The sequence below is a fragment of the Zoogloea ramigera genome (assembly GCF_006539865.1).
Classification (GTDB): domain Bacteria; phylum Pseudomonadota; class Gammaproteobacteria; order Burkholderiales; family Rhodocyclaceae; genus Zoogloea; species Zoogloea ramigera.
This window is the reverse complement of sequence record NZ_BJNV01000009.1, coordinates 1-20,693: the sequence shown is the minus strand read 5'-3', so window position 1 is coordinate 20,693 and position 20,693 is coordinate 1. Positions and strand designations below refer to the sequence as shown.

The 20,693-nt window shown below is 68.3% G+C and carries 16 protein-coding genes; 7 read left to right on the top strand and 9 right to left on the bottom strand.

Annotated features, from left to right (window positions below):
- Nucleotides 1–51: 51 nt before the first annotated feature.
- The 4 genes from ZRA01_RS03645 to ZRA01_RS03630 all read right to left on the bottom strand — a co-directional run bounded on the left by ZRA01_RS03645 (nucleotide 52) and on the right by ZRA01_RS03630 (nucleotide 6,480).
- Nucleotides 52–1,989 carry a 3-hydroxyacyl-CoA dehydrogenase NAD-binding domain-containing protein gene (locus ZRA01_RS03645; protein ID WP_141349410.1) on the bottom strand — a complete coding sequence of 646 codons (1,938 nt, stop codon included), beginning with the start codon at nucleotides 1,987–1,989 and terminating at the stop codon, nucleotides 52–54.
- Nucleotides 1,989–3,269, bottom strand: coding sequence for an acetyl-CoA C-acetyltransferase (locus tag ZRA01_RS03640; RefSeq protein ID WP_141349408.1), 1,281 nt, complete (start codon nucleotides 3,267–3,269; stop codon nucleotides 1,989–1,991). Before ZRA01_RS03640 ends, ZRA01_RS03645 begins: the two co-directional genes overlap by 1 nt.
- Nucleotides 3,270–5,744 (bottom strand): acyl-CoA dehydrogenase, encoded by a 2,475-nt coding sequence (locus ZRA01_RS03635; RefSeq protein WP_141349406.1) that lies wholly within the window; start codon nucleotides 5,742–5,744, stop codon nucleotides 3,270–3,272.
- Nucleotides 5,745–5,814: 70 nt separating this feature from the next.
- Entirely contained in the window at nucleotides 5,815–6,480 is a 666-nt protein-coding gene (locus tag ZRA01_RS03630) for a TetR/AcrR family transcriptional regulator (RefSeq protein WP_141349404.1), read from the bottom strand.
- Between the two features lie 444 nt (nucleotides 6,481–6,924).
- Here ZRA01_RS03630 and bla point away from each other — a divergent pair, with 444 nt between their 5' ends.
- Nucleotides 6,925–7,821 (top strand): class A beta-lactamase, encoded by an 897-nt coding sequence (gene bla / locus ZRA01_RS03625; RefSeq protein ID WP_246093273.1) that lies wholly within the window; start codon nucleotides 6,925–6,927, stop codon nucleotides 7,819–7,821.
- A gap of 227 nt (nucleotides 7,822–8,048) precedes the next feature.
- On the opposite strand, the gene ZRA01_RS03620 is transcribed toward bla, so the two are convergent.
- From ZRA01_RS03620 to ZRA01_RS03605, 4 genes are all read right to left on the bottom strand, one after another.
- A complete protein-coding gene (locus ZRA01_RS03620; protein WP_141349402.1) occupies nucleotides 8,049–8,807 on the bottom strand; it encodes a hypothetical protein in 759 nt (252 codons plus the stop codon).
- Nucleotides 8,798–9,913 (bottom strand): ComEC/Rec2 family competence protein, encoded by a 1,116-nt coding sequence (locus ZRA01_RS03615; RefSeq protein ID WP_141349400.1) that lies wholly within the window; start codon nucleotides 9,911–9,913, stop codon nucleotides 8,798–8,800. Before ZRA01_RS03615 ends, ZRA01_RS03620 begins: the two co-directional genes overlap by 10 nt.
- A 746-nt stretch (nucleotides 9,914–10,659) precedes the next feature.
- The gene (locus ZRA01_RS03610; protein ID WP_141349398.1) at nucleotides 10,660–11,028 is read right to left on the bottom strand and encodes a hypothetical protein; all 369 of its coding nucleotides are present in this window, start codon (nucleotides 11,026–11,028) and stop codon (nucleotides 10,660–10,662) included.
- 697 nt (nucleotides 11,029–11,725) lie between these two features.
- On the bottom strand, nucleotides 11,726–12,316 hold the full coding sequence (locus ZRA01_RS03605) for an IMPACT family protein (protein WP_141349396.1): 591 nt from the start codon (nucleotides 12,314–12,316) through the stop codon (nucleotides 11,726–11,728).
- A 123-nt stretch (nucleotides 12,317–12,439) separates the two neighbouring features.
- Here ZRA01_RS03605 and ZRA01_RS03600 point away from each other — a divergent pair, with 123 nt between their 5' ends.
- The 6 genes from ZRA01_RS03600 (at nucleotide 12,440) to ZRA01_RS03575 (ending at nucleotide 20,136) form a co-directional block, all read left to right on the top strand.
- Nucleotides 12,440–13,918 (top strand): aminoacyl-histidine dipeptidase, encoded by a 1,479-nt coding sequence (locus ZRA01_RS03600; protein ID WP_141349395.1) that lies wholly within the window; start codon nucleotides 12,440–12,442, stop codon nucleotides 13,916–13,918.
- A 7-nt stretch (nucleotides 13,919–13,925) separates the two neighbouring features.
- Nucleotides 13,926–14,300 carry a hypothetical protein gene (locus ZRA01_RS03595; RefSeq protein WP_141349394.1) on the top strand — a complete coding sequence of 125 codons (375 nt, stop codon included), beginning with the start codon at nucleotides 13,926–13,928 and terminating at the stop codon, nucleotides 14,298–14,300.
- Between the two features lie 335 nt (nucleotides 14,301–14,635).
- Nucleotides 14,636–15,970 (top strand): ABC1 kinase family protein, encoded by a 1,335-nt coding sequence (locus tag ZRA01_RS03590; protein WP_141349393.1) that lies wholly within the window; start codon nucleotides 14,636–14,638, stop codon nucleotides 15,968–15,970.
- A gap of 305 nt (nucleotides 15,971–16,275) precedes the next feature.
- Nucleotides 16,276–16,776 carry a CIA30 family protein gene (locus tag ZRA01_RS03585; RefSeq protein WP_141349392.1) on the top strand — a complete coding sequence of 167 codons (501 nt, stop codon included), beginning with the start codon at nucleotides 16,276–16,278 and terminating at the stop codon, nucleotides 16,774–16,776.
- 38 nt (nucleotides 16,777–16,814) lie between these two features.
- Nucleotides 16,815–18,065: a ChaN family lipoprotein gene (locus ZRA01_RS03580; RefSeq protein WP_141349391.1), complete on the top strand. Its 1,251-nt coding sequence runs from the start codon at nucleotides 16,815–16,817 to the stop codon at nucleotides 18,063–18,065.
- A 10-nt stretch (nucleotides 18,066–18,075) separates the two neighbouring features.
- On the top strand, nucleotides 18,076–20,136 hold the full coding sequence (locus ZRA01_RS03575; protein WP_141349390.1) for a M1 family metallopeptidase: 2,061 nt from the start codon (nucleotides 18,076–18,078) through the stop codon (nucleotides 20,134–20,136).
- Nucleotides 20,137–20,152: 16 nt separating this feature from the next.
- On the opposite strand, the gene ZRA01_RS03570 is transcribed toward ZRA01_RS03575, so the two are convergent.
- Nucleotides 20,153–20,611: a substrate binding domain-containing protein gene (locus ZRA01_RS03570; RefSeq protein ID WP_218028642.1), complete on the bottom strand. Its 459-nt coding sequence runs from the start codon at nucleotides 20,609–20,611 to the stop codon at nucleotides 20,153–20,155.
- Nucleotides 20,612–20,693: the final 82 nt, after the last annotated feature.

The window sequence follows — 20,693 nt, the reverse complement described above, 5'->3', positions numbered from 1 at the left end:
CCCCGGGCGAATCCTGGGCCTGGAGGCCAAAACCCCTCCAGGCATTGAGTCTCAGTGGCCCGGCGCCCCTGCTGCGCGGGAATGGTTGAGCGGCCCGCCGGTAAACGGCGCAAAGCCGGTTCCGAATATAACCCCGGCGTCGGCCAGATCGGCATCCTCGACCACCCCTTTCGCCACACAATTTTCGGCGGCCGCCAGCAGCGGCGCCAATATGCGCCCGGCGAGGCCCTCCTGCACCCGCGGGGCGGCGGCCTTCTGTGCCTTGCCGCCTTCCCAGCGGTAAAAACCCTGCCCGCTCTTCTTGCCGAGCTGGCCGGCGGCCACCTTGTCAGCCAGCGCCCGCGGCAGCACCGCGTCGGCCCCGGCCAGCGCCTTGCCCGCCGCCACTGCGATGTCGAGGCCCACCGTGTCGATAAGCTCGATCGGCCCCATCGGCATGCCGAAGGCGGTGAGCGCCGCGTCGATGGCCTCGGGCGCGATGCCCTCGTCCACGCAGCGCAGGGCCTCGTACATGTAGGGCCCGAGCACCGCGTTGACCAGAAAGCCCGGCGCATCGCTCACCGGCAACGGCAGCTTGTCGAGCTTGCGCACGAAGGCCGCGGCTTGCCGGAAGGCCTCGTCACCGGTGGCCGCGGTGCGCACCACCTCGACCAGCGGCATCATCGCCACCGGGTTGAAGAAATGCACGCCCACCAGCCGGGCCGGGTCGACAAGCGCCGCGGCGATGTCGGCGATGCGCAGGCTGGAGGTGTTGGAGGCGATCAGCGCGTCGGGCCGGGCGCGCCGCTCGATGTCGGCGAGCAGCGCGCGCTTGGCCTCCAGGTTCTCGAAGATCGCCTCGATCACCACGTCGGCCTGGGCCACGCCGTGGCCGGCCGGGTCGGGGATCAGGCGGTCGAGGGCGAAGCGCACCTCCCGCGGCTGGCCGCGCAGCTTGCGCTCGAAGCGCTTGGCGGCCCGGGCGACGGCCGGCGCGATGCGCTCGATGCTCTGGTCCTGCAGGGTCACGATCATGCCGCGCAGCGCACATTCGGCGGCGATGTCGCCGCCCATCACCCCGGCGCCCACCACATGGACCCGCTTCGGCGCAAAGTCGGCATCCTTGCCGAAGGCCTTCAGGCGCTCCTGCAGGTAGAACACCCGCACCAGGTTCTTGGCGGTGGGCGAGCGGAAGATCGCCTCCAGCGACGCCGGCGACTCGGCCGGCACCGCCAGCGCGTTGCCGCCGTGGCGGGCCCAGATGTCGATGATCGCGAAGGGCGCCGGGTAGTGCTCGGGGCGCACCTTGGCGGCCGTTTGCTGGCGGGCCTGGCGGGCCACGACGCCCTTCAGCGGGCCGCTAAGAAGGCGCTGCATGAAGGGCAGCCCGCGCGGCGCGCGGCCCGACAGCAGCGTGATGCGGGCGGCGCTGTCCATCACCCGCGGCGGCACGCAGTCGTCGGCGAGGCCAAGGCGCTTCGCCTTGCGGGCATCGACGCCCTTGCCGGTGAGCATCAGGTCGAAGGCCACCGCCGGGCCGACCAGGCGCGGCAGGCGCAGCATTCCGCCCCAGGCCGGGTAGATGCCCAGCATCACCTCGGGCAGCGCCATGCGGGTGGCGGGCTCGTCCACGGTGATGCGGTAGCGGCAGGCCAGCGCCAGCTCGAAGCCGCCGCCCATGCAGTGGCCGCGCACCAGCGCGAGGGTCGGGTAGGCCACCGCCGCCAGCCGGTTGAACAGGCTCCAGCCGCGCTCCACCAGCGCGCGGGCGGCGGCCGGGGAGTCGATGCGGGTGAACTCCTCGATGTCGGCGCCGGCGATGAAACCGGCCGCCTTGCCCGAGCGGATCACCAAGCCCTTGGGCGGCTGGCGGTCGAGTTCGTCGAGGAGGCTGGCAAGCTCAGCCATCACCGCGCTGCCCAGGGTGTTGGTGCTGCTGCCCGCCACGTCCAGCGTGGCCCAGGCGATGCCCTCGGCGTCGCGCTCAAGTTTCCAGTGTTGCAGTGCCATCACAGGGCCTCCACCAGCATCGCGCCACCCAGACCGCCACCGATGCAGATCGTGGCGATGCCCCGCTTGCCGCCCGTGCGGCGCAGCGCCTGCAACAGGTGCAGCACGATGCGCACCCCGCTCGCCCCCACCGGGTGGCCCAGCGCCACCGCGCCGCCATCAATGTTCAGCCGGGCCGGCTCGATTGCACCCAGCGCGCCGGGCAGGCCGAGGCGCTCGCGGCAATAAACGTCATCCTGCCAGGCGCGCAGGCAGCCGATCACCTGGGCCGCGAAGGCTTCGTTGAGCTCCCACAGGTCGAGGTCATTCAGCCCGAGTCCGTGGCGCTGCAGGATGGGCGTGGCCGCATGCACAGGGCCGAGGCCCATCAGCTCGGGCTCGAGGGCCGCCCACTGGCTATCCACGATGCGGCCGATCGGCGTGAGGCCGTGCTGCACCACCGCGGCCTCCGAGGCCAGCACCAGCCACGCCGCGCCGTCGGTGATCTGCGAGCTGTTGCCGGGGGTGACACGGCCGTACTTCTTGTCGAAGAAAGGTTTGAGCTTGGCGAGGCCGGCCAGCGACGCGTCCCGGCGCAGGCCGTCGTCGCTGGCGTAGATGCTGCCGTCGCGGTCGATCAGCGGCACGATCTCGGCAAAATGCCCGGCGTCCTGGGCGGCCGCCACGCGGCGGTGGCTTTCGACGGCGTAGGCGTCCATCTCGTCGCGGCTGATGCCGAAGCGCCAGGCCAGGTTCTCGGCGGTCTGGCCCATCAGCTGGCCGACGATGGGGTCGGTGAGGCCCTTCATGATGCCGATCACCGGCGCCAGGTAGCCGAAGCGGAACTTCCTGAGCATGGCGAGGCGCTGCCCCAGGCTGCGCGCGCCCATCCAGCCGGCGAACCAGCGCACCATCGGGTCGGACAACAGCAACGGCGCCCGCGACAGGGCATCGACGCCGCCGGCCAGCACCAGCTGCGAGCGGCCGCTGTGGATGTTGGCCATCGCCGAATCGATGGCCTGCATGCCCGACGCGCAGTTGCGCATCACCGTCCAGCCCTGCACCTGGGTGCCGCAGCCCATGCGCAGCGCGGCGACGCGGCCGATGTTCACCTCGTCCGGCGAAGGGCTGGCGCAGCCGAGGATCACCTCGTCGAGCTGCTCCGGGGCAAAGCGCTGGCGGGCCAAGAGCGCGCTGCCGGCGGCGGTGGCCAGGTCGCCCGCAGCAAACGGGCCGGGGGCGTTGCGCGCCTTCAGGAAGGGCGTGCGCGCCCCGTCGATGATGTAGATGGGCGGGTTCATTCAGGCTGCCTTGCGGGGTTCGGCCACATCGACCAGCGCGGCGCGCAGGTCGAAGTCGTAGGGGAAGTCATCCACCCGGATGACCTTGTCGCGCAGCATGCCGCGGCGCATGGCCGTGGCGTGCTCGTCGCGGGTGATCACTCCAGCTTCGAGGGCGGCCGTGTAGATGGCATCCACACCGCCGCCGATCATCAGGCCCGGCTTGAACTGCCCGGCCTTGATCGCCCGGCGCAGCTTGGCCTCGACCGGCTCGGCCTCGACGGTGGCCGCAAAGGCGGCCTCGAGGGCGGCGACGGGCTCTTCGAGGTCGGTGGGCAGATATACATCAGCGGTAAGCCGGTCGCGGGTGGCCGAGGGTTCGATCAACAGGCGCGCCACGTCCTGGCCCAACTGGTCCGACGGCGGTACCCACGGCTTGCCCAGCGGAAACACCACCACCCGCCGCAGGAAGGCGGCAAACAGCCGGTTGGGGAAGTTGGCAATCACGCCCTCGAAGGCTTCGCCGGCCTTGAACAGGCAGTCCTGCAGCGCCCAATGCAGCAGCGGCAGGTCGGCCACCGGGCGGCCTTCGTCCTCGAAGCGCTTGAGGGCGCAGGAGGCCAGGTACATCTGGGCCAGCACGTCGCCGAGGCGGGCCGACAGCTTCTCCTTGCGCTTAAGCGAGCCGCCCAGGGTGCCCATCGCCAGGTCGGCGGTAAAGGCGAAGGCCGCCGACATGCGGGTGAGCTGCTGGTAATAATGGCGCGCCTCGGGGGCCACGCCCTCGGGCACACCTACAAAGCGCGCCCCGCTGAGCCCCATCACCAGCGCCCGGGCGGCGTTGCTGACGCTGAAGCCCACGTGCCCCCACAGCGCCGCGTCGAAGCCGGCGAGGTCGCCCTCGCGGGCCGCGTGCATCTCTTCAAGCACATACGGGTGGCAGCGGATCGCCCCCTGGCCAAACAAAATCAGGCTGCGGGTGAGGATGTTGGCGCCCTCCACGGTGATCGCCACCGGGATCTGCTGGTAGGCGCGCCCCAGGAAGTTCTGCGGCCCCAGGCAGATGCCCTTGCCGCCGATCACGTCCATGCCGTCGTTAACCGTTTGCCGCGCACGCTCGGTGACGTGGTACTTGACGATGGCCGACACCACCGACGGCTTCTCGCCCAGGTCGATGGCGCCGGCGGTCATCACCCGCGCCGCGTCCGACAGCCAGGTGTTGCCGCCGATGCGGGCCAGCGCCTCCTCGACGCCCTCGAAGCGCCCCACCGCCGTCTTGAACTGGTAACGCACGCGGGCATAGGCGCCCACCGCGCGGGCCGTCATCTTCTGCATACCGGTGTTGGAGCCCGGCAGCGAGATCGACCGCCCCGCCGCCAGGCACTCCATCAACATCCGCCAGCCCTGCCCCGCCATCGCCGGGCCACCGATGATGAACTCGAGGGGCATGAACACATCGGTGCCACGGATCGGCCCGTTCATCCACACCGCGTTGAGCGGGAAATGCCGCCGGCCGATAGCCACGCCCGGGTGATCGTGGGGCACCAGCGCACAGGTGATGCCGATATCCTCCACCTCGCCGAGCAGGTGCTGCGGGTCGAACAACCTGAAGGCCAGCCCGAACACCGTGCACACCGGCGCCAGCGTGATGTAGCGCTTGTCGAAGCTGACCCGCATCCCCAGCACCTCGCGGCCCTGGTAGATGCCCTTGCACACCACGCCGGCATCGGGGATCGACGCCGCATCCGAGCCCGCCCACGGGCTGGTGAGCGCAAAGGCCGGGATCTCGTCGCCGCGGGCGAGGCGCGGCAGGTAGTGGTTCTTTTGTTCGGGCGTGCCATAGTGCAGCAGCAGCTCGGCGGGGCCCAGCGAGTTGGGCACCATCACCGTCACCGCCGGCGCCGACGAGCGGGTGGAAAGCTTGGTGACCACCGCCGAGTGGGCCAGCGCCGAGAAGCCCTTGCCGCCGTATTCGCGGGGGATGATCATCCCCAAAAAGCCCTTGTCCTTGATGTAGCGCCACACCTCGTCGGGCATGTCCTGCTTTTGGGTGCATTCCCAGTCGCGGGTAAGGCGGCACAGCTCGGTGGTCTCCACATCCAGAAAGCGCTGCTCCTCGGCGCTCAGCACCGGCTTGGGGAAAGCCAGCAGGCGCTGCCAGTCGGGCCGCCCGCCAAACAGCTCGCCCTCCCACCACACGGTGCCGGCCTCCAGCGCGTCTTTTTCGGTTTGCGACATCGAGGGCAGCGCCCTGCGGAAAGCCTTGAAGATGCCCGCCGTCACCACGCCGCGGCGCAGCGCCGGCAGCAGGAACACCGCGCCCACCCCGCCCAGCACCGCCAGCGCCCCCGCCGCCAGCGCCGGCGGCCAGCCGGCCAGCCACGCCAAGGCCGCAAGCCACGCCAACCCCACCCCGTACCAGGCAAAAAATGGCGCTCGCCCGTAGGCGAGCGCGACCACCAAGGGAGGGAAGGTAACCAGAAACCAGTAAGCCATTTGCTGTCTCCTTTACACGGTGCCGTCTTTGCAGCCCGCTTGTTTTATGGATTCTTTATCACTTCGTGGCTCAGGCCGGGCCCGGGTCGGCCAGCGGCGCCCGCAGGCCGCCGAGCAGAAAACTCATCAGCCGCGACGCCAGGCGGGCCGGGTCTTCGTCGTCGAACTTACCGGCCAGAAGTTGCAGCGCATCGGTGCCGGCGATGGCGTAGGACATCGCCCCCATCATGAAATGGAAGCGCCACAAAATCTCGGTGCGCTCCACCTCGGGCAGCGCCCGGTACAGCGCCGCCAGAAAACGGTCGACGCACTCGGCGTACTCCTCGGCCAGAAACTGGCGCACAAAATCATTCGGCTCGGTGTAGGTGCGCCCCAACAGGCGCATGAAGGTGTGGCCGCCGCCCTCCACGTCGGCCGCCATGCGCAGCGCCTCGCCAAAGAAGGCCTCGACGATGCGGCTCGGCTTGAGCGGCGCACCGCCGGCCTCGGCCTCGAGGGCGTCCAGCACCGCGATGCGCCGCCGGTTGAGATCGGTCAGCCGGCGGCGAAAGACCTCCTGGAACAGCAGCTCCTTGGAGCCGAAGTGGTAATTGATCGCCGCCAGATTGACCCCGGCCTGGCCGGTGATCAGGCGCATCGAGGTGCCGTCGAAGCCGTACTCCATGAACAGGCTCTCGGCCGCGTCGAGGATGCGGCTGCGGGTGTCGATTGAATTCTTTGACGTGTCTTCGCGCATGGCCGGCTCTTGAACAGGTGATGGGAGGGAGGGAAGACACAAATCAAACAGTTGTTTTAATCATACGTTCATTTTGATCTATGTCAACACCCCCGCGCTGCGCCTCTTGCGGCGGGCCACTCAACATTTCACGCCCGCGCCCATGCCGCAGCCTGAACTACGCCAGGCCGACCCACATTCGCCCCCCTTGCAGGCGGACCCAAGCACAAGACAAAGCCCGCGCACGGACAGCCAAAGCAGCTGCCCGGGGCATAATCCCCGCATTCAAACCCGGCACACGCCCCTGCGGGTGCGGCTTCAACCGCAGGCGGAGGTCGAACAATAATCCGCGGCCGTCTGGCCCCCGGAGTGCGGCTGAGGCCGCACCTGCACGCCCCGACATGCCTGGGTAGCGGCGTTCAAGAACTCCGCAGGCAGCGGTGGCATGACGCATGAGGAGAACCCATGATGTTTACAAGAAGACGCTTCCTCGCGGCACTGTCGTCGGCCGCCCTCGGCACCGGGATCGCACCCCGGCACGCACGCGCGGAGGGCACCCGCCCTGCCCTGCAGGCCCGCATCCTCGCCCAGATGCAGACACTGGAAGCCGAAGCGCGGGGGCGGCTCGGCGTGCACGTCCTCGACACCGCCGATGGCGCCACCTACGGCTATCGCGCCGACGAACGCTTCCAGACCCTCAGCTCCTTCAAGTTTCTGGCCAGCGCGCTGGTGCTGCACCGGGTGGATCGCGGCCTCGAATCCCTCGACCGACGCATCCCCATCACCCCGGCCGACATCATCCCCTGGTCGCCGGTGACCGAAAGGCACGTGGGCGACCCGGGCATGAGCCTCGCGGCGCTGTGCGAAGCCACCATCACCACCAGCGACAACGCCGCCGCCAACCTCATCCTTGACAGCTACGGCGGCCCCGCCGCCCTCACCGCCTACCTGCGCACCCTGGGCGACAGCGTCACGCGCATCGACCGCCGCGAGCCCGAGCTGAACGTAAAACACCCCGACGAACCCATGGACACCACCACCCCGCGCGCGATGGTGATGAATCTGCACAAGCTGGTGCTCGGCGACGCCCTGAGCGCCGCCTCCCGCGCGCTGCTGACCAAGTGGCTGGAAGGCAACACCACCGGCGGCAAACGCCTCCGGGCCGGCCTGCCCGACACCTGGCGCGTCGGCGAAAAGACCGGCACCTTCCAGAGCGACGCCAACGACAGCGGCGTCGTGTGGCCACCCGAGCGCGCGCCGCTGATCGTCTCGGCTTACCTCGCCGACAGCGCGGTGGACAGCGCCGCGCGGGACGCGACGCTGGCGGAGGTGGGAAGGGTTGTGCGGGGGATTGTGGGGTGAGGCTGCGGGGCTTTTGTAGCTTTTGTAGGTCGGGTCAGCGCAGCGTGACCCGACGTCGTGGGAGAGGGCCGGCGTGGGCAGACAAGACTACCTCGATTAATGACCGCTATCGACCAAAGCGGCCGTTGAGTTTTGAGGAATGCTGTCGTTCAACGTCTGAATTCACCGGCCTGCGCGGCTTTTCGCGCAGGTCCGGTGGAATGATGGGTTGGACCATAATGCATTGGTCATCTCTTCTTGGGCAACACATCGCAGGACCGAAAAAGCATATGCGCATAACCGAAAGCGGCCGTCTTGACGGTTTCTTTCGTGACAAAGAATGTCCATACGAAAAGCATGCAGAGGGACACTGCCAGCGAAACGCTCGTACCGATCGACAGGCTAGCAAGGGAAGCAGTATCTATTCCTTGAGCGGTTATCACATCGCTCTTGGTCAATGACCAAGCTAATGTGATTGCAGAAACTGCAATTCCAAATGGCCTTATGCCGAGGCAATTCCGTCGAAACCCAAACGCAACGTTCTCATCGAAGAGCAACGCAAATGTCTTCTTGTCGCGCGTTCGATCGAGAAGCCACTTGGTGGCAGACTGATATATGTGGTCTGCGCCCTCTGGATCGTTCTCTTCAGAAGCCTTAGAGGGAAATTCAACTCCGAGGTGCTTGGAAAGGAAAGCGTGATATCGAGCCTTTGTAACAGGGTCAATCTCAGTATTGCCGTGCCGCAATATCTGAGTCGTTGGTTTTCCACCCCATTTCGTGAAGAGAGAGTCTTCCAGCCGCTTGCCATTTTCTCGGACGATAGACGCGGCCAAGTAGAAGACGCCAAAGGTCGCAAGCGTTCCGGCGACGGTTGCCTTCAACTCAAGCGCCACACCGTACACCCCAACAACCAGCATCACAACTGGAGCCAGCAACAGAAAAACGGGATATAGGCGTGCTTTGCGTTCATATGTGTTGGTGAGTTTCTCAAGGAAGTCTAGTCCCATGACTCTACCTGTTGTGAAAATGTCAGCGGAGTTACGGGAACCCAGCCCTCGCGGGCGGGCATGTTGTGGTGATACCGCTTTGATTGTCCTTTTGTCTCTACAACTTTGGCACCTCGTCGTATGAATGCGTTGACGACAACCTTTCTCGGGTGAGTGCTGGACTTCTTGCTCGCAGAAACATATGCAGTCTTGCTCGTCACGCCATCATCGGCAGATTTTCTTGGCCCGACAATTCTGTCCAGCACGGTTGTGGAAACGTTATTCCGACTTCCGTGGTGTGGTACCTGCACAAAATGCAGAACGCCCGGAAGCGATACCTTCTTCGACTCTGCAAAAGCCGCAGTTGCATCGAGAGCTCTAATTCCGGCATCGCCGGTGAGAAGTATTCCTTTCTCATCGAGTAGGCCAAAGAGAATAACGCTGCTTTCATTTTCAGCACTGGTCTGAACGTCATTTCGTAGAAACTCGATGCCCCAGTGTTCGGTAATCCAAGCAACGGCGCTAGCGGCTGCCTTCTTTGCCGCCTCGAAGATTCCAGCAAGTCCGTCTGTCGCGGTTGACTCGGACTTCTTGGATTCCGGCGACTTTTGAAACTCGGCTATCAGATCATGCACGTACCAATCTTCTTCGGGCGACAAGACGACAAACTCTCCGATTGTCGCTCCTCGATATGGTTCATATACGGGAATGCCTTTCTCCTCGGCCAATTGTTCCAACGTATAAGCGGCAGCCATCTTGTCCTTAAGCCGTTCAGCAAGGCTGTTGTCTGTTATTCGACCATCCTTGAAATAGTCCAGAATCACACTGGAGTACTTCCACGGTTGGTGCATCCACAATTCGCCTATCTCCAACTGCTCGAGAACCACCGACAATCCAGATGCATGGTCTGAATCGGGATGGGAGTTGACAACATAGTCGACACGGGTTGTGCCGTAATACTTCTTAATGTGGTCGACCAGGGCTTGCCCCGACTCTTTTGTGCCACCGTCGTACACCAATACCTTGTAGTCTCCGGGTGATCCATAGCGAATGGCAATTGCGTCCCCGCTGCGTTCGCCATTTCCGACGGGAAGAAAATCAATCTCGAATCCGATTGCATCAGACATAGAGCCTCCCTACTGCTCGTTGCTGTTTGAGGATGCGCTGCATTTCAGGGTCGGTAGCCTTGTGGCCCAACGCGGAAGTGAGGGGCAACCGGAGCGCGAAGCGCGGAGGGTACCCAAAAGCGCAGCCTTTGGGCTGTCCCTCTCGACTGCCGGGTTATGCCTTCTCACAAGTTTCCGACTTGTTTGCGCTTGGGACAGTAATAGAACCCTTGAGCGTGAATGTGCCACTGAGCTTGTTACATGAATCACACATAGGAACAATCCGCTCGCCGGTTACTGCGGAATTAATGACATGAGCACCAAGCGTCGGAGCGCTTGAGCAGTTTTGTACCGAGCAGGTAGCAGGCCACGATTTTTTCGCGAACTTGATCCAGTGGTCTTTCCATGTGCCGCACTTGCATCCTCGATCGGCAGTGCCAGCCTTATTTTTCCAACCAGTTGCAGGAATGCTCATTTCTTTCTCCTATGGTGAGTGATGCGATCTTGAAGGCATAACTTTGTTTTAGGGCGACAGTCCTGCCGCATAAAATCGGGATGCCGGATAACATTTTCTGCAAGTGACTGTTTAGAAGCAGAAACCACTCGCAAGGAGGAGTGGAGCATACCGTTCCGCAAGAATGGCAGCTATCCGAATCGGGTGGCGACCGTCCGCTCCTGGCCGACAGCAGTCCTAGCTCACTCCCTGCAAACCTTCCTCCTTTCACCCCCCAAAAAGGCGGGCCTCCGCCCGCCCTCTTCTCCTTGATTTACTCCTCCGCCGGTTTGCCGCGGCTGCTGCCTCGCTTTTTCTCCGAGGCTTTCTTCAGCCCCATCGCGGCGAGTTCGTTGGAGTCGTCGCCGTACTGGCCGCGGACGGAGTCTTTGGAGCCGCGCATCTGGCTGTGGAAGCGTTGCTCGGTGTTGCCGATCTTGTCGCGGATGATGTCGAGGGCGATCTGGGCGCGGACCAGGGCGGCGCGGTCGGCCATGAGTTCGTCGTAGGTGGCGGTGATGGCCTCGAGGGTGAGGTCGGGGTCGTGGGGGGCGTAGCCCTGGATGGTGCCGAGGCCGTGGAAGGCCTGGATGTCTTCGTTGATGATCTTGGCCGGGACGCGGCCGCTGGGGGTCTTGGACATGCGTGTCTCCTGGTGCGGGATGATCGTGTCGAATTGAGGTGCTACTTAGCGCCCCCAGGGCCGGGCTTTGCCCAGCCCGCCCCCCGAGGGAGTTCAAGGAAACTTGGGGCGGCCCTGCGTTTCCTCGAGACCCGACATTACCCCCAACGCGTATTCATTGCAAGATATCAGGATATTACATTGCGCTGGGCTCTAGCCCATGGCAGCGGAGCGGCAAACCGGAAGCGCGTGGCTTGATGTCGGGTGCGCGCGGGCTGTTGTCGCGCCCCGGTGCCTTGCTGTTGGAAGCGCCGGCATCGATGCGGCAAAGGCTTGGGCAATTGTTGGCGAAGCTCGAAGCTTTGTTGCGGCCACAAGCTTTCTTGTTGTGACCGCGGGCGTCGTTGTTGCAGCGGCCTTGGCGTGTAACGCGCCGGCTTTGGTCGATATCTGCGCTGCGTGCATCGATATCGGCGCCTTGTGATTCGATGTTGCCGGCTTGTTGGCCTTTATCGCGGCGGCTTATGACGTCAACGATAGCTAATTACCTTTTAACCAGGCGCTGACATAAGGTAAATGGCTATCGATATCGACAACAGCTGCGGCGTTGATTTATCACAAGGCTGCGATATCGATGCATGCTGCCGCGTCGATCGATCACAAGGCGCCGATAAGGACGCCAGCACCCGCACCGGAAGCCAACGGCGCGGTGAGCACCCTACTCAGGCGCCTCCCACCCAATCCGCCCCTGGCATGCCTCGCCCAGCCGGGCGATCAGTTCATCCGCCGCCGCCTCGGCCAGCGTGATGTCGAAGGCCACCGCCTCGCCGTGGCGGATGTCGTCGAGCCGCCCGCCGGCGGCGGCGATCTCGCGGCGGACGAGGCCTTCGAGGGCGTAGGGCACGGCGCAGTGCAGCGCGCGCAGCCGCAGGATGGGCACCTTGTCGGCCTGCTTGACGGCTTGCGCGACGCAGTCGGTGTAGGCGCGCACCAGCCCGCCGGCGCCGAGCTTCACGCCGCCGTAGTAACGCACCACGGTGGCGAGCACGCCTTCGAGGCCCTGGTGGCGCAGCACGTCGAGCATGGGGCGGCCGGCGGTGCCGGAGGGCTCGCCGTCGTCCACCGCGGCCGACTGGCCTCCGGCAAGCAGCGCCCAGCACACGTGGGCCGCGCCGGAGTGTTGCAGGCGCAACCCGGCCACGATGGCCTGGGCCGCAGGGCGGCCGGCTACGGGCTGCACGCAGCCGATGAAGCGGCTCTTCTTGATGATGAGCTCGCTGTGGACGGGGGAGGAGATGCTGTGGGCCATGGCAGGCGGCAGGGTAAGGGCAGACGGGCGGCGCAGGCAAACCTGGCGGCAGCTCCTGCGGGCTTGACGCTGCGCCCCCGCCCCGTGGATGCTGCCGGCTCTTCCCCCAGCCCGACCCACGTCATGCCTGCCACCCCACCCCTGCCCCCGGCCTTTGCCGGCCTCGCCCCCGCCCCCATCTGGCGGCACTTTGCCACCCTGTGCGCCTTCCCGCGCCCGTCGAAGGCCGAGGGGCCGCTGCGCGAGCATCTGCGCGCATGGGCGGAAGCGCGCGGGCTGGCGACCACAGTGGATGGCGCCGGCAACCTGATCATCAAGAAGCCCGCCAGCCCGGGCCGCGAGCACGCCCCCGGCGTGGTGCTGCAGGCCCACCTGGATATGGTCTGCCAGAAGAACGCCGGCACCGCCCACGACTTCAGCCGCGACGCCATCACCCCCCGCCTCGCCGACGGCTGGCTGATTGCCGACGACACCACCCTGGGCGCCGACAACGGCATCGGCGTGGCGCTGATCCTCGCTGCGCTCGAAGACGCCACGCTGGTGCACGGCCCCCTCGAAGCGCTGCTCACCGTCGACGAAGAAGCCGGCATGGGTGGCGCCCACGGCCTTGCCGCCGACGTGCTGCAGGGCCGCCTGATGCTCAACCTCGATACCGAGGACTGGGGCGAGTTCTACCTGGGCTGCGCCGGCGGGCTGGACGTGAACGTCTCCCGCAGCGGTGCAGGCGAACCCGTGCCTGGCGGCTTCGAGGCGTGGCAGATCGGGCTCGCCGGGTTGCGCGGCGGGCACTCGGGCGTCGACATCCACGAGGAGCGCGGCAACGCCATCAAGCTGCTGGTGCGCGTGCTGCGCGGGCTCGAGGCCAACCTGCCCCTGCGTCTCGCCAGCCTCACCGGCGGCACCGCGCGCAACGCCCTGCCCCGCGAGGCTCGCGCCACCCTGTGCCTGCCCGCAGGCCACGGCCCGGCGCTGGCGGCTGCGCTCGACCGCTGGCAGGCCTTGCTGCGGAGCGAGCTGGCCGGCGTCGACGCGGGCATCACGCTCAGCGTCGCGCCAGGCACCACCGAGGCCGTGCTGGCGGCCGGCGAGCAGGCGGTGTGGCTGGCCTCGCTGCACGCCGCGCCCCACGGCGTGCGCCGGCGCAGCCTGGCGGTGCCGGGGGTGGTCGAGACGTCCAACAACCTGGGCATGGTCGATCTCGGCCCGGGCGGCGGGCACTGCAACTTCATGGTGCGCTCGCTGGTGGACAGCGGCAGCCAGGCCCTCGCCGACGAGATCGCCAGCTTGTTTGCGCTGAGCGGCAGCCAGGTGGACATCAGCGGCCACTACCCGGGCTGGCGGCCCGACCCCGGCTCGCCGCTGCTGGCGCTGGCGCAGCAGGTGTTCCGCCGCGAGTTCGGCGCCGAATCGACGGTGCAGGTGATCCACGCCGGCCTCGAGTGCGGCCTCATCGCGGCCCGCTACCCGGGCATCGACATCGTCTCTTTCGGCCCCACCATCCGCGGCGCCCACGCGCCGGGCGAGCGGGTCGAGATCGAATCGGTCGGCAAGGCCTGGCGGCTGCTCGCCGCGATCCTCGCCGAAGCCTCCAGCCAAACCTGAGCGCCCCATGAACAGCCACCGCACCCTCGCCCTGCTTGTTGCCTGCGCCGCCCTCGCCGCCTGCACCGCCGCGCCCTCGCCGCTGGTGCCCCAGCTGCGCGAGGCGCTGAAGCCGGGCCTCAGCATCACCGCCGCCGAGGCCGAGCTCAAGCGCCACCCCACCACCTATTCCATCAAGACCGCCGCCGAGTGCGACGAGCTCGGCCGCAAGAGCGCGATGGCCGCCCAGCTGCCGGCCCGCGGCGGGCCGTGCATCTTTGGCAAGATCCCGGTCGGCACCGACTGGCTCGGCGGCCGCACCGACGTGATCCTGCAGCTGGTGTTCACCCCCGACGGGCAGCTCGCCGACGGCAACTTCGAGGAGATCCGCAGTTTGCGCTGAAGCGAAGCCTTGTTGTCCTAGACAAAACAAGGCTGCGGCGCCTAAGATGAAGGTAATGTCAGCGTTGGCAGATGACTGATCACATCAACTTTGGGGGCGACTTCAGTCGCCCCTGCGTCGGCTACATCAGTTCGACAGCCCAGTATCTTCCGGCACGCGCCGCGGGGATGTGTTGCAGGGGCACCTACAGGGCGCATCGACGGATCGATGCCTCGCCACGTCCAACGCCGACAGCGCCAGGAAGATGCACTGACCAACCCAGCCGCCGCCAGCCCTGTGCAGTTTTTGCAGGCTGCCCGGCCCTTCACCCTCAGCACACCAGCGGGAGCCCACCGATGACAACGCCCACCACCAAGGCCGGCACCGCGGTGCCGAGCAGCCGCATCTCCCGCCTCGCCCGGCTGGGCAGCCTGGCTTCCGGCGTGGCCGGCGGCATGCTCGCCGAGGGCTTGCGCCAGCTGGCCCAGGGCCGGCGCCCGTCGGTGGGCGAGCTGCTGCTTACCCCCGCCAACGCCCGCCGGGTGGCCGACCAGCTGGCCCAGCTGCGCGGCGCGGCGATGAAGGTGGGCCAGCTCTTGTCGATGGACGCCGGCGATCTGCTGCCGCCGGAGCTCAGCCAGATCCTCGCCCGCCTGCGCGCCGACGCCCAGCCGATGCCGATGAGCCAGCTGGTCACGGTGCTGGAGGCCAACTGGGGCAAGGACTGGACGCAGCACTTCTCGCGCTTCTCGTTCACGCCGATGGCGGCCGCCTCGATCGGCCAGGTGCACGCCGCCGAGGCCCTCGACGGGCGCCGCCTGGCGATCAAGGTGCAATACCCGGGCATCGCCCGCAGCATCTCCAGCGACGTGGACAACGTGGCCACCCTGCTGCGCCTGTCGGGCCTGCTGCCGGCCAGCCTCGACATCGCGCCGCTGCTCGACGAGGCCAAGCGCCAGCTCCACGACGAGGCCGACTACCTCAAGGAGGCCGCCCACCTCAGGCATTACCGCAGCCTGCTGGCCGGGAACCCGGATTTCACGCTGCCCGAGGTGGTGGAGGGGCTCGGCACGACGAACGTTCTGGTCATGTCGCGGGTCGAAGGGCAAAGCCTCGACACCCTGGAGGCCGCGCCCCAGGCCGAGCGCGACCGGGTGGCGCATCTGCTGTTCGAGCTGCTGTTCAATGAGATCTTTGCGTTCCGGCATGTCCAGACCGACCCCAACCTCGCCAATTATCTGTACGACCCGGCCAGCCGCCGGCTGGTGCTGCTCGACTTCGGCGCCACCCGGCGCTTCGACGCAGCCCTCGTCGAGGCCTACCGGCGGCTGCTTGGCGCCGGCATGGCGGGCGACCGCGCCGGCCTCGACGCTGCGGCCAGCGAGATCGGCTACTTCGGCGCCGAGATCGAGGACAGGCACCGCCGCCTGGTGCTGGACATCTTTGTGCAGGCCTGCGAACCCCTGCGCCATGAGGGCCTCTACGACTTCGGCCGCTCCAGCCTCGCCCAGCGCATGCGCGACGCCGGCATGCAGCTGGGCACCGACCGGGATTTCTGGCACACCCCGCCGGTGGACGCGCTCTTCCTCCACCGCAAGATCGGTGGGCTGTATCTGCTGGCGGCAAGGCTCGGGGCGCGGGTGGACATCCGCGGGCTGTTCCTGCGCCACGCGGCGGGCAGCCCGGGCTGAGGCAGCCGGCCGATGAGACGGGCACCGTCATCGTTGCGGGGGAAAGAGATGCGTCAAGGCGACGGCACATCCTTCAGCCGCAGTACGTGCGAGCAAGCACCAGACCGCCGCCTTCGTGTAGGGGCGACTTCAGTTGCCCTCCCCTCGTTGACCACAGGCATGCCTTTGATCGGAGTCCGCGGGCGACTGAAGCCGCCCCTGCAACAACCTCTACAAAAACCCCCTGCAGGAACCTCCCGCAAGCGCCTCTGCAACACAGCAACCGATCACAGACACCCAACGCCACCGCCAAGGCCCACACCGCCATGAAATACCCCCTCTACCGCTTCGACACCCCAGCCGCCGTCGTCCCCTGGCAGGCCATCGACGACCGCGTGATGGGCGGTGTGTCGGCGAGCCACATGCGCCACGACCCGGCCGGCCACGGGGTGTTTGCGGGTGAAGTGTCGCTGGAGAACAACGGCGGCTTCGCCTCGGTGCGCGCCCTGGCCGAGGTCCCGGAGACTGCCGTCGGCGCGCTCGCCTGCCTGCTCGAGGTACGCGGCGACGGGCGGCGTTACAAGTTCAACCTGCGCACCGACGGCGGCTTCGACGGCATCGCCCACCAGGCCAGCTTCCAGCCCCCGGCCGGCGAGTGGGCGGTGGTACGCCTGCCGCTTGAGGGCTTCGTTGCCACCTGGCGCGGCCGCCCCGCCAGCGCCGAGCCGCCCACGGCAGTGCAGATCAAGCAGATCGGCCTCCTCATCGCCGACCGCCAGGCGGGCCCCTTCCGGCTCGACGTGCGCGTGATCGCGCTGGGCGACTGAGCCCCAACCCTGCCCCTTCCATGCCAGGAAACCCGACCATGCCCCGGCTCAAACCCCTCCACCTGATCGGCGCAGCCCTGCTCGCCGCCAGCGCCAGTCTCGCCAGCGCCGCCCCGCCGGCACCGAAGGCCGCCGATGCCGCCCTCTGCAAGGAGACCGGGCGCTGGCTGCTCACCAGCGGCAAGCGCCTGCAGCCCACGCTGCCGGCCGGGCCCCTCAGCGAAGCAGCCTCCAGCGATGTCGTGCTGCTGGGCGAGCAGCACGACCAGGACGACCACCACCGCTGGCAGCTGCAGGTGCTCGCCGCGCTGCACGCCCAGCGGCCCGACATGGCGATCGGCTTCGAGATGTTCCCGCGCCGCCTGCAGCCGGTGCTCGACCGCTGGGTGGACGGGCAGCTCGGCGTGCGCGAGTTCATCACCCAGGCCGAGTGGGAGCAGGTGTGGAACTTCCCGCCCCAGCTCTACCTGCCGCTGTTCGAGTTTGCCCGCATCAACCGCATCCCGATGGTCGCCCTCAACGTGGACCAGAAGCTCACCCGGGCCATTGCCGACAAGGGCTGGCAGGGTGTGCCGGCCGCCGAGCGCGAAGGCGTCGGCCGCCCCGCCGCGGCCCTGCCGGCCTACCGCGACCTGCTGCGCGAGCTGCACCGCAGCCACCTGGCTGGCCGGCGCCAGGCGGGCAAGGGCGACAACAGTTTCGAGAACTTCCTGGACGCCCAGCTCACCTGGGACCGGGCAATGGCCGAGGCGCTGGCGGCCCGCCTCGGCGCCCCCGCCGCCGGCCAGCGCCGGCCGCTGGTGGTGGGCGTGATGGGCAGCGGGCACATCCGCTTCGAGCACGGCGTGCCCCACCAGCTGCGCGCCCTGGGCGTCAAGCGGGTGACCAGCCTACTGCCCGCCTCCGGCCGCGAGGAGTGCCAGACCCTGCAGCCAGGCATCGCCCACGCGGTGTTCGTGCTGCCCGACCGGCCGGCCGCCAACCTCGAGCCACCGCGCCTGGGCGTGACCCTCGAAGACCAGGGCAAGGGCGTGCGCATCGCCCAGCTCAACCCCGGCAGCCTGGCCGAAACCTACGGCCTCAAGGCGGGCGACCGCATCGTCGAGCTGGCTGGGCGGGCGCCGGGCAGCAGCGCCGAGGTGAGCGCGGCGATCCGCCGCCAGCCGCCCGGCACCTGGCTGCCCTTCAAGGTGGCGCGCAAGGACGGCGAGGTGGAGATCATCGTGCGCTTCCCGCCCCAGGCGCCAGCGCCGACCTCGGCTCAACCCCAGCCCCAGCCCCAGCCCTGAGGGCGCGCCGATGCCCGCCGCATTCCGCCGCTGGTCGCGCCGCCTCGCCGTGCTGCTGTTGCTGCCGCTGTTGTCACTCATGGCGGCCAGCCTGGCCCGGGCCGACGGCCTCATCGAGCTCGACGTCAGCCTCGACCCGGCCAGCCGCGCCTTCAAGGCCAGCGCCCGGCTCAGCCCGCCGGAGGGCGACTTCCGCTTCATGCTGCATGAATCGCTGCGCGTCACCGGCGCCTCGGCGGGTGGGCGGGCGCTGACGGCCGAGGCGCTGCGGGGGCCGGTGGGCTTTCGCCAGTGGCGCATCCGCCAGGCCGCGGGCGGCGCGCCGCTGCAGATCGACTACGCCGGCCAGCTGCCGCCGCTGGATCTGCAGCGCGACCACCGCAGCGTGCTGCAGCGCATGCCGCCGATGAGCTCGCCCGAGGGCAGCTATCTGCCCGCCGGCAGCGGCTGGTACCCCCAGGCCCGCGAGATGTTCGGCTACCGGCTGCGCCTGTCGCTGCCCGGTGAGCAGCGCGGCCTGGTGGCCGGCAAGCTGCTCGCCGAAACCCCACCGGCCCGGCCCGGCGAGCCCTACCAGGCCAGCTTCGAGATGCGCCAGCCCACCGACGGCATCGACCTGATGGCCGGCCCCTGGCGCGTGCGCGAAAAGAACGTCGCCCGCGAGGGCGCCCCGCCGCTGGTGTTGCGCACCTACTTTGCGGCGGCGCTCGACGCCACGCCGGGCCTCGCCGAGGCCTGGCTGAACGACAGCGCGGCCTACATCCGCCGCTACAGCCAGGCCATCGGCGACTACCCCTACGACAACTTCTCGGTGGTGGCCGGCCCGCTGCCCACCGGCTTCGGCATGCCCACCCTCACCTACCTGGGCGAGGCGGTGGTGCGCCTGCCCTTCATCCGCAAGACCTCCCTCGGCCACGAGGTGCTGCACAACTGGTGGGGCAACGGGGTGTATGTGGACTACCGCCGCGGCAACTGGTCCGAAGGCCTCACCACCTTCATGGCCGACTACGCCTACAAGCTGGACGAATCGCCCGCCGCCGCGGCCGAGATGCGCCTGGGCTGGCTGCGCGACGCCCTCGCCCTGCCCGCCGACGGCCAGCCCGCGCTGCGCGACTTCCGCTCCCGCAGCCACGGCGCCGAGGCGGCGGTGGGCTACGGCAAGGCGGCGATGCTCTTTGTGATGCTGCAGGACCGCATCGGCGAGGCGGCCTTCCGCGAGGGCATCCGCAGCTTCTGGGCCCGCCAGCGCTTCCGCACCGCCGGCTGGGGCGAGCTGCAGGCGGCCTTCGAGGGCGCCTCGGGTCAAGCGCTCGGGCCGTTCTTCGAGGCCTGGCTGAACCAGCGCGCCCTGCCAGCGGTGCGCATCGAGAGCGCCATCACCCGCGCCGACGGCTCGCAGCACCAGCTCACCCTGAACCTCGCGCAGGACGCCCCGGCCCACCCGCTGCGCCTGCCGGTCGAGGTGCTCGCCCCCGGGCGCCGGGAGATCCACTGGGTGAGCCTGGCCGGCCCACGGGCCAGCGCCACGTTGCGGCTGGGCTTCGCCCCCCAGGGCGTCCGCCTCGACCCCGACACCCGCGTCTGGCGCCGCCTCCCGCCAGGGAGCCTGCCGCCCATCCTGCGCCAGTGGATAGGCGCGGCCGCGCCGCGGCTGGTGAATGCCGCAGCCGACACCGACACCCGCGCTTCGGTCGACGCCCTCGCCCGCCGCCTGCTCGAGAACGCTCCCACCGGCACCCCGCTCGCCAGCGCGCTCAACGGCCGCGAGCCGGTGATCCTGGCCGGCACCCACGCCGAGGTCGACCGCGCCCTCGCCACCGCCGGCCTGCCGCCTCGCCCCGCCGAGGTTGCCAGCCGCGGCAGCGCCCAGGTGTGGACGCTGGGCCCCACCGCCACCCGTACCGCGCCGCTGGCGGTGATCTCCGCCGAAGGCACCGCGGCACTGGACGCCCTCCAGCGCGGCCTGCCCCACTACGGCGCCCAGAGCTGGCTGGTCTTCGACGGCGGCCGCGCCAGCGCCAAAGGCACCTGGCCGGCCAGCCTGCCGGTGACGCCGGTCACGGGGCGCTGAAGCCGCCGGTCCAAGCTCAGCGCGGCAGCGGGAAGCCCTCCTTCAGCGCCTCCCGCAGCCAGGCCACGAACACCTGCACCGCCTTCGGCACCGTCGGGCTGTAGGGGCGGATCGCGCACAGGCTGTCGCCGAACAGCCCGACCGGCCGCCAGTCGGGCAGCACCGGCACCAGCAGGCCATCGAGGAGCGCCCGCTGGGCGGTGAAATCGGACAGCACCGCCAGCCCCAGGCCACCGATGGCAGCCTCGCGCAGGGCCTCGCTGTTGTTGGCGGCAAAGCAGCCGCGGGTCGGCACGCTCACCTGGGCGCCGCCGCCGGCCGGCTCGAAACGCCACGACAGCACGCCGCCGGCCCGCCGATAGCCCAGGCAGTCGTGGCCCGCGAGAGCCTGGGGGTCGGCCGGTGCGCCCCGCCGCTGCAGGTAGTCGGGGCTCGCCACCAGCACCGAGCGGGTCTCGCACAGAGTCCATGCCACGTGGGTCTCGGGCACAAATGACCGCCCCCTGGGCCAGGCTTCGCCCAGCCCACCCCCCAAGGGGGGCAAGGAAACTTGGGGC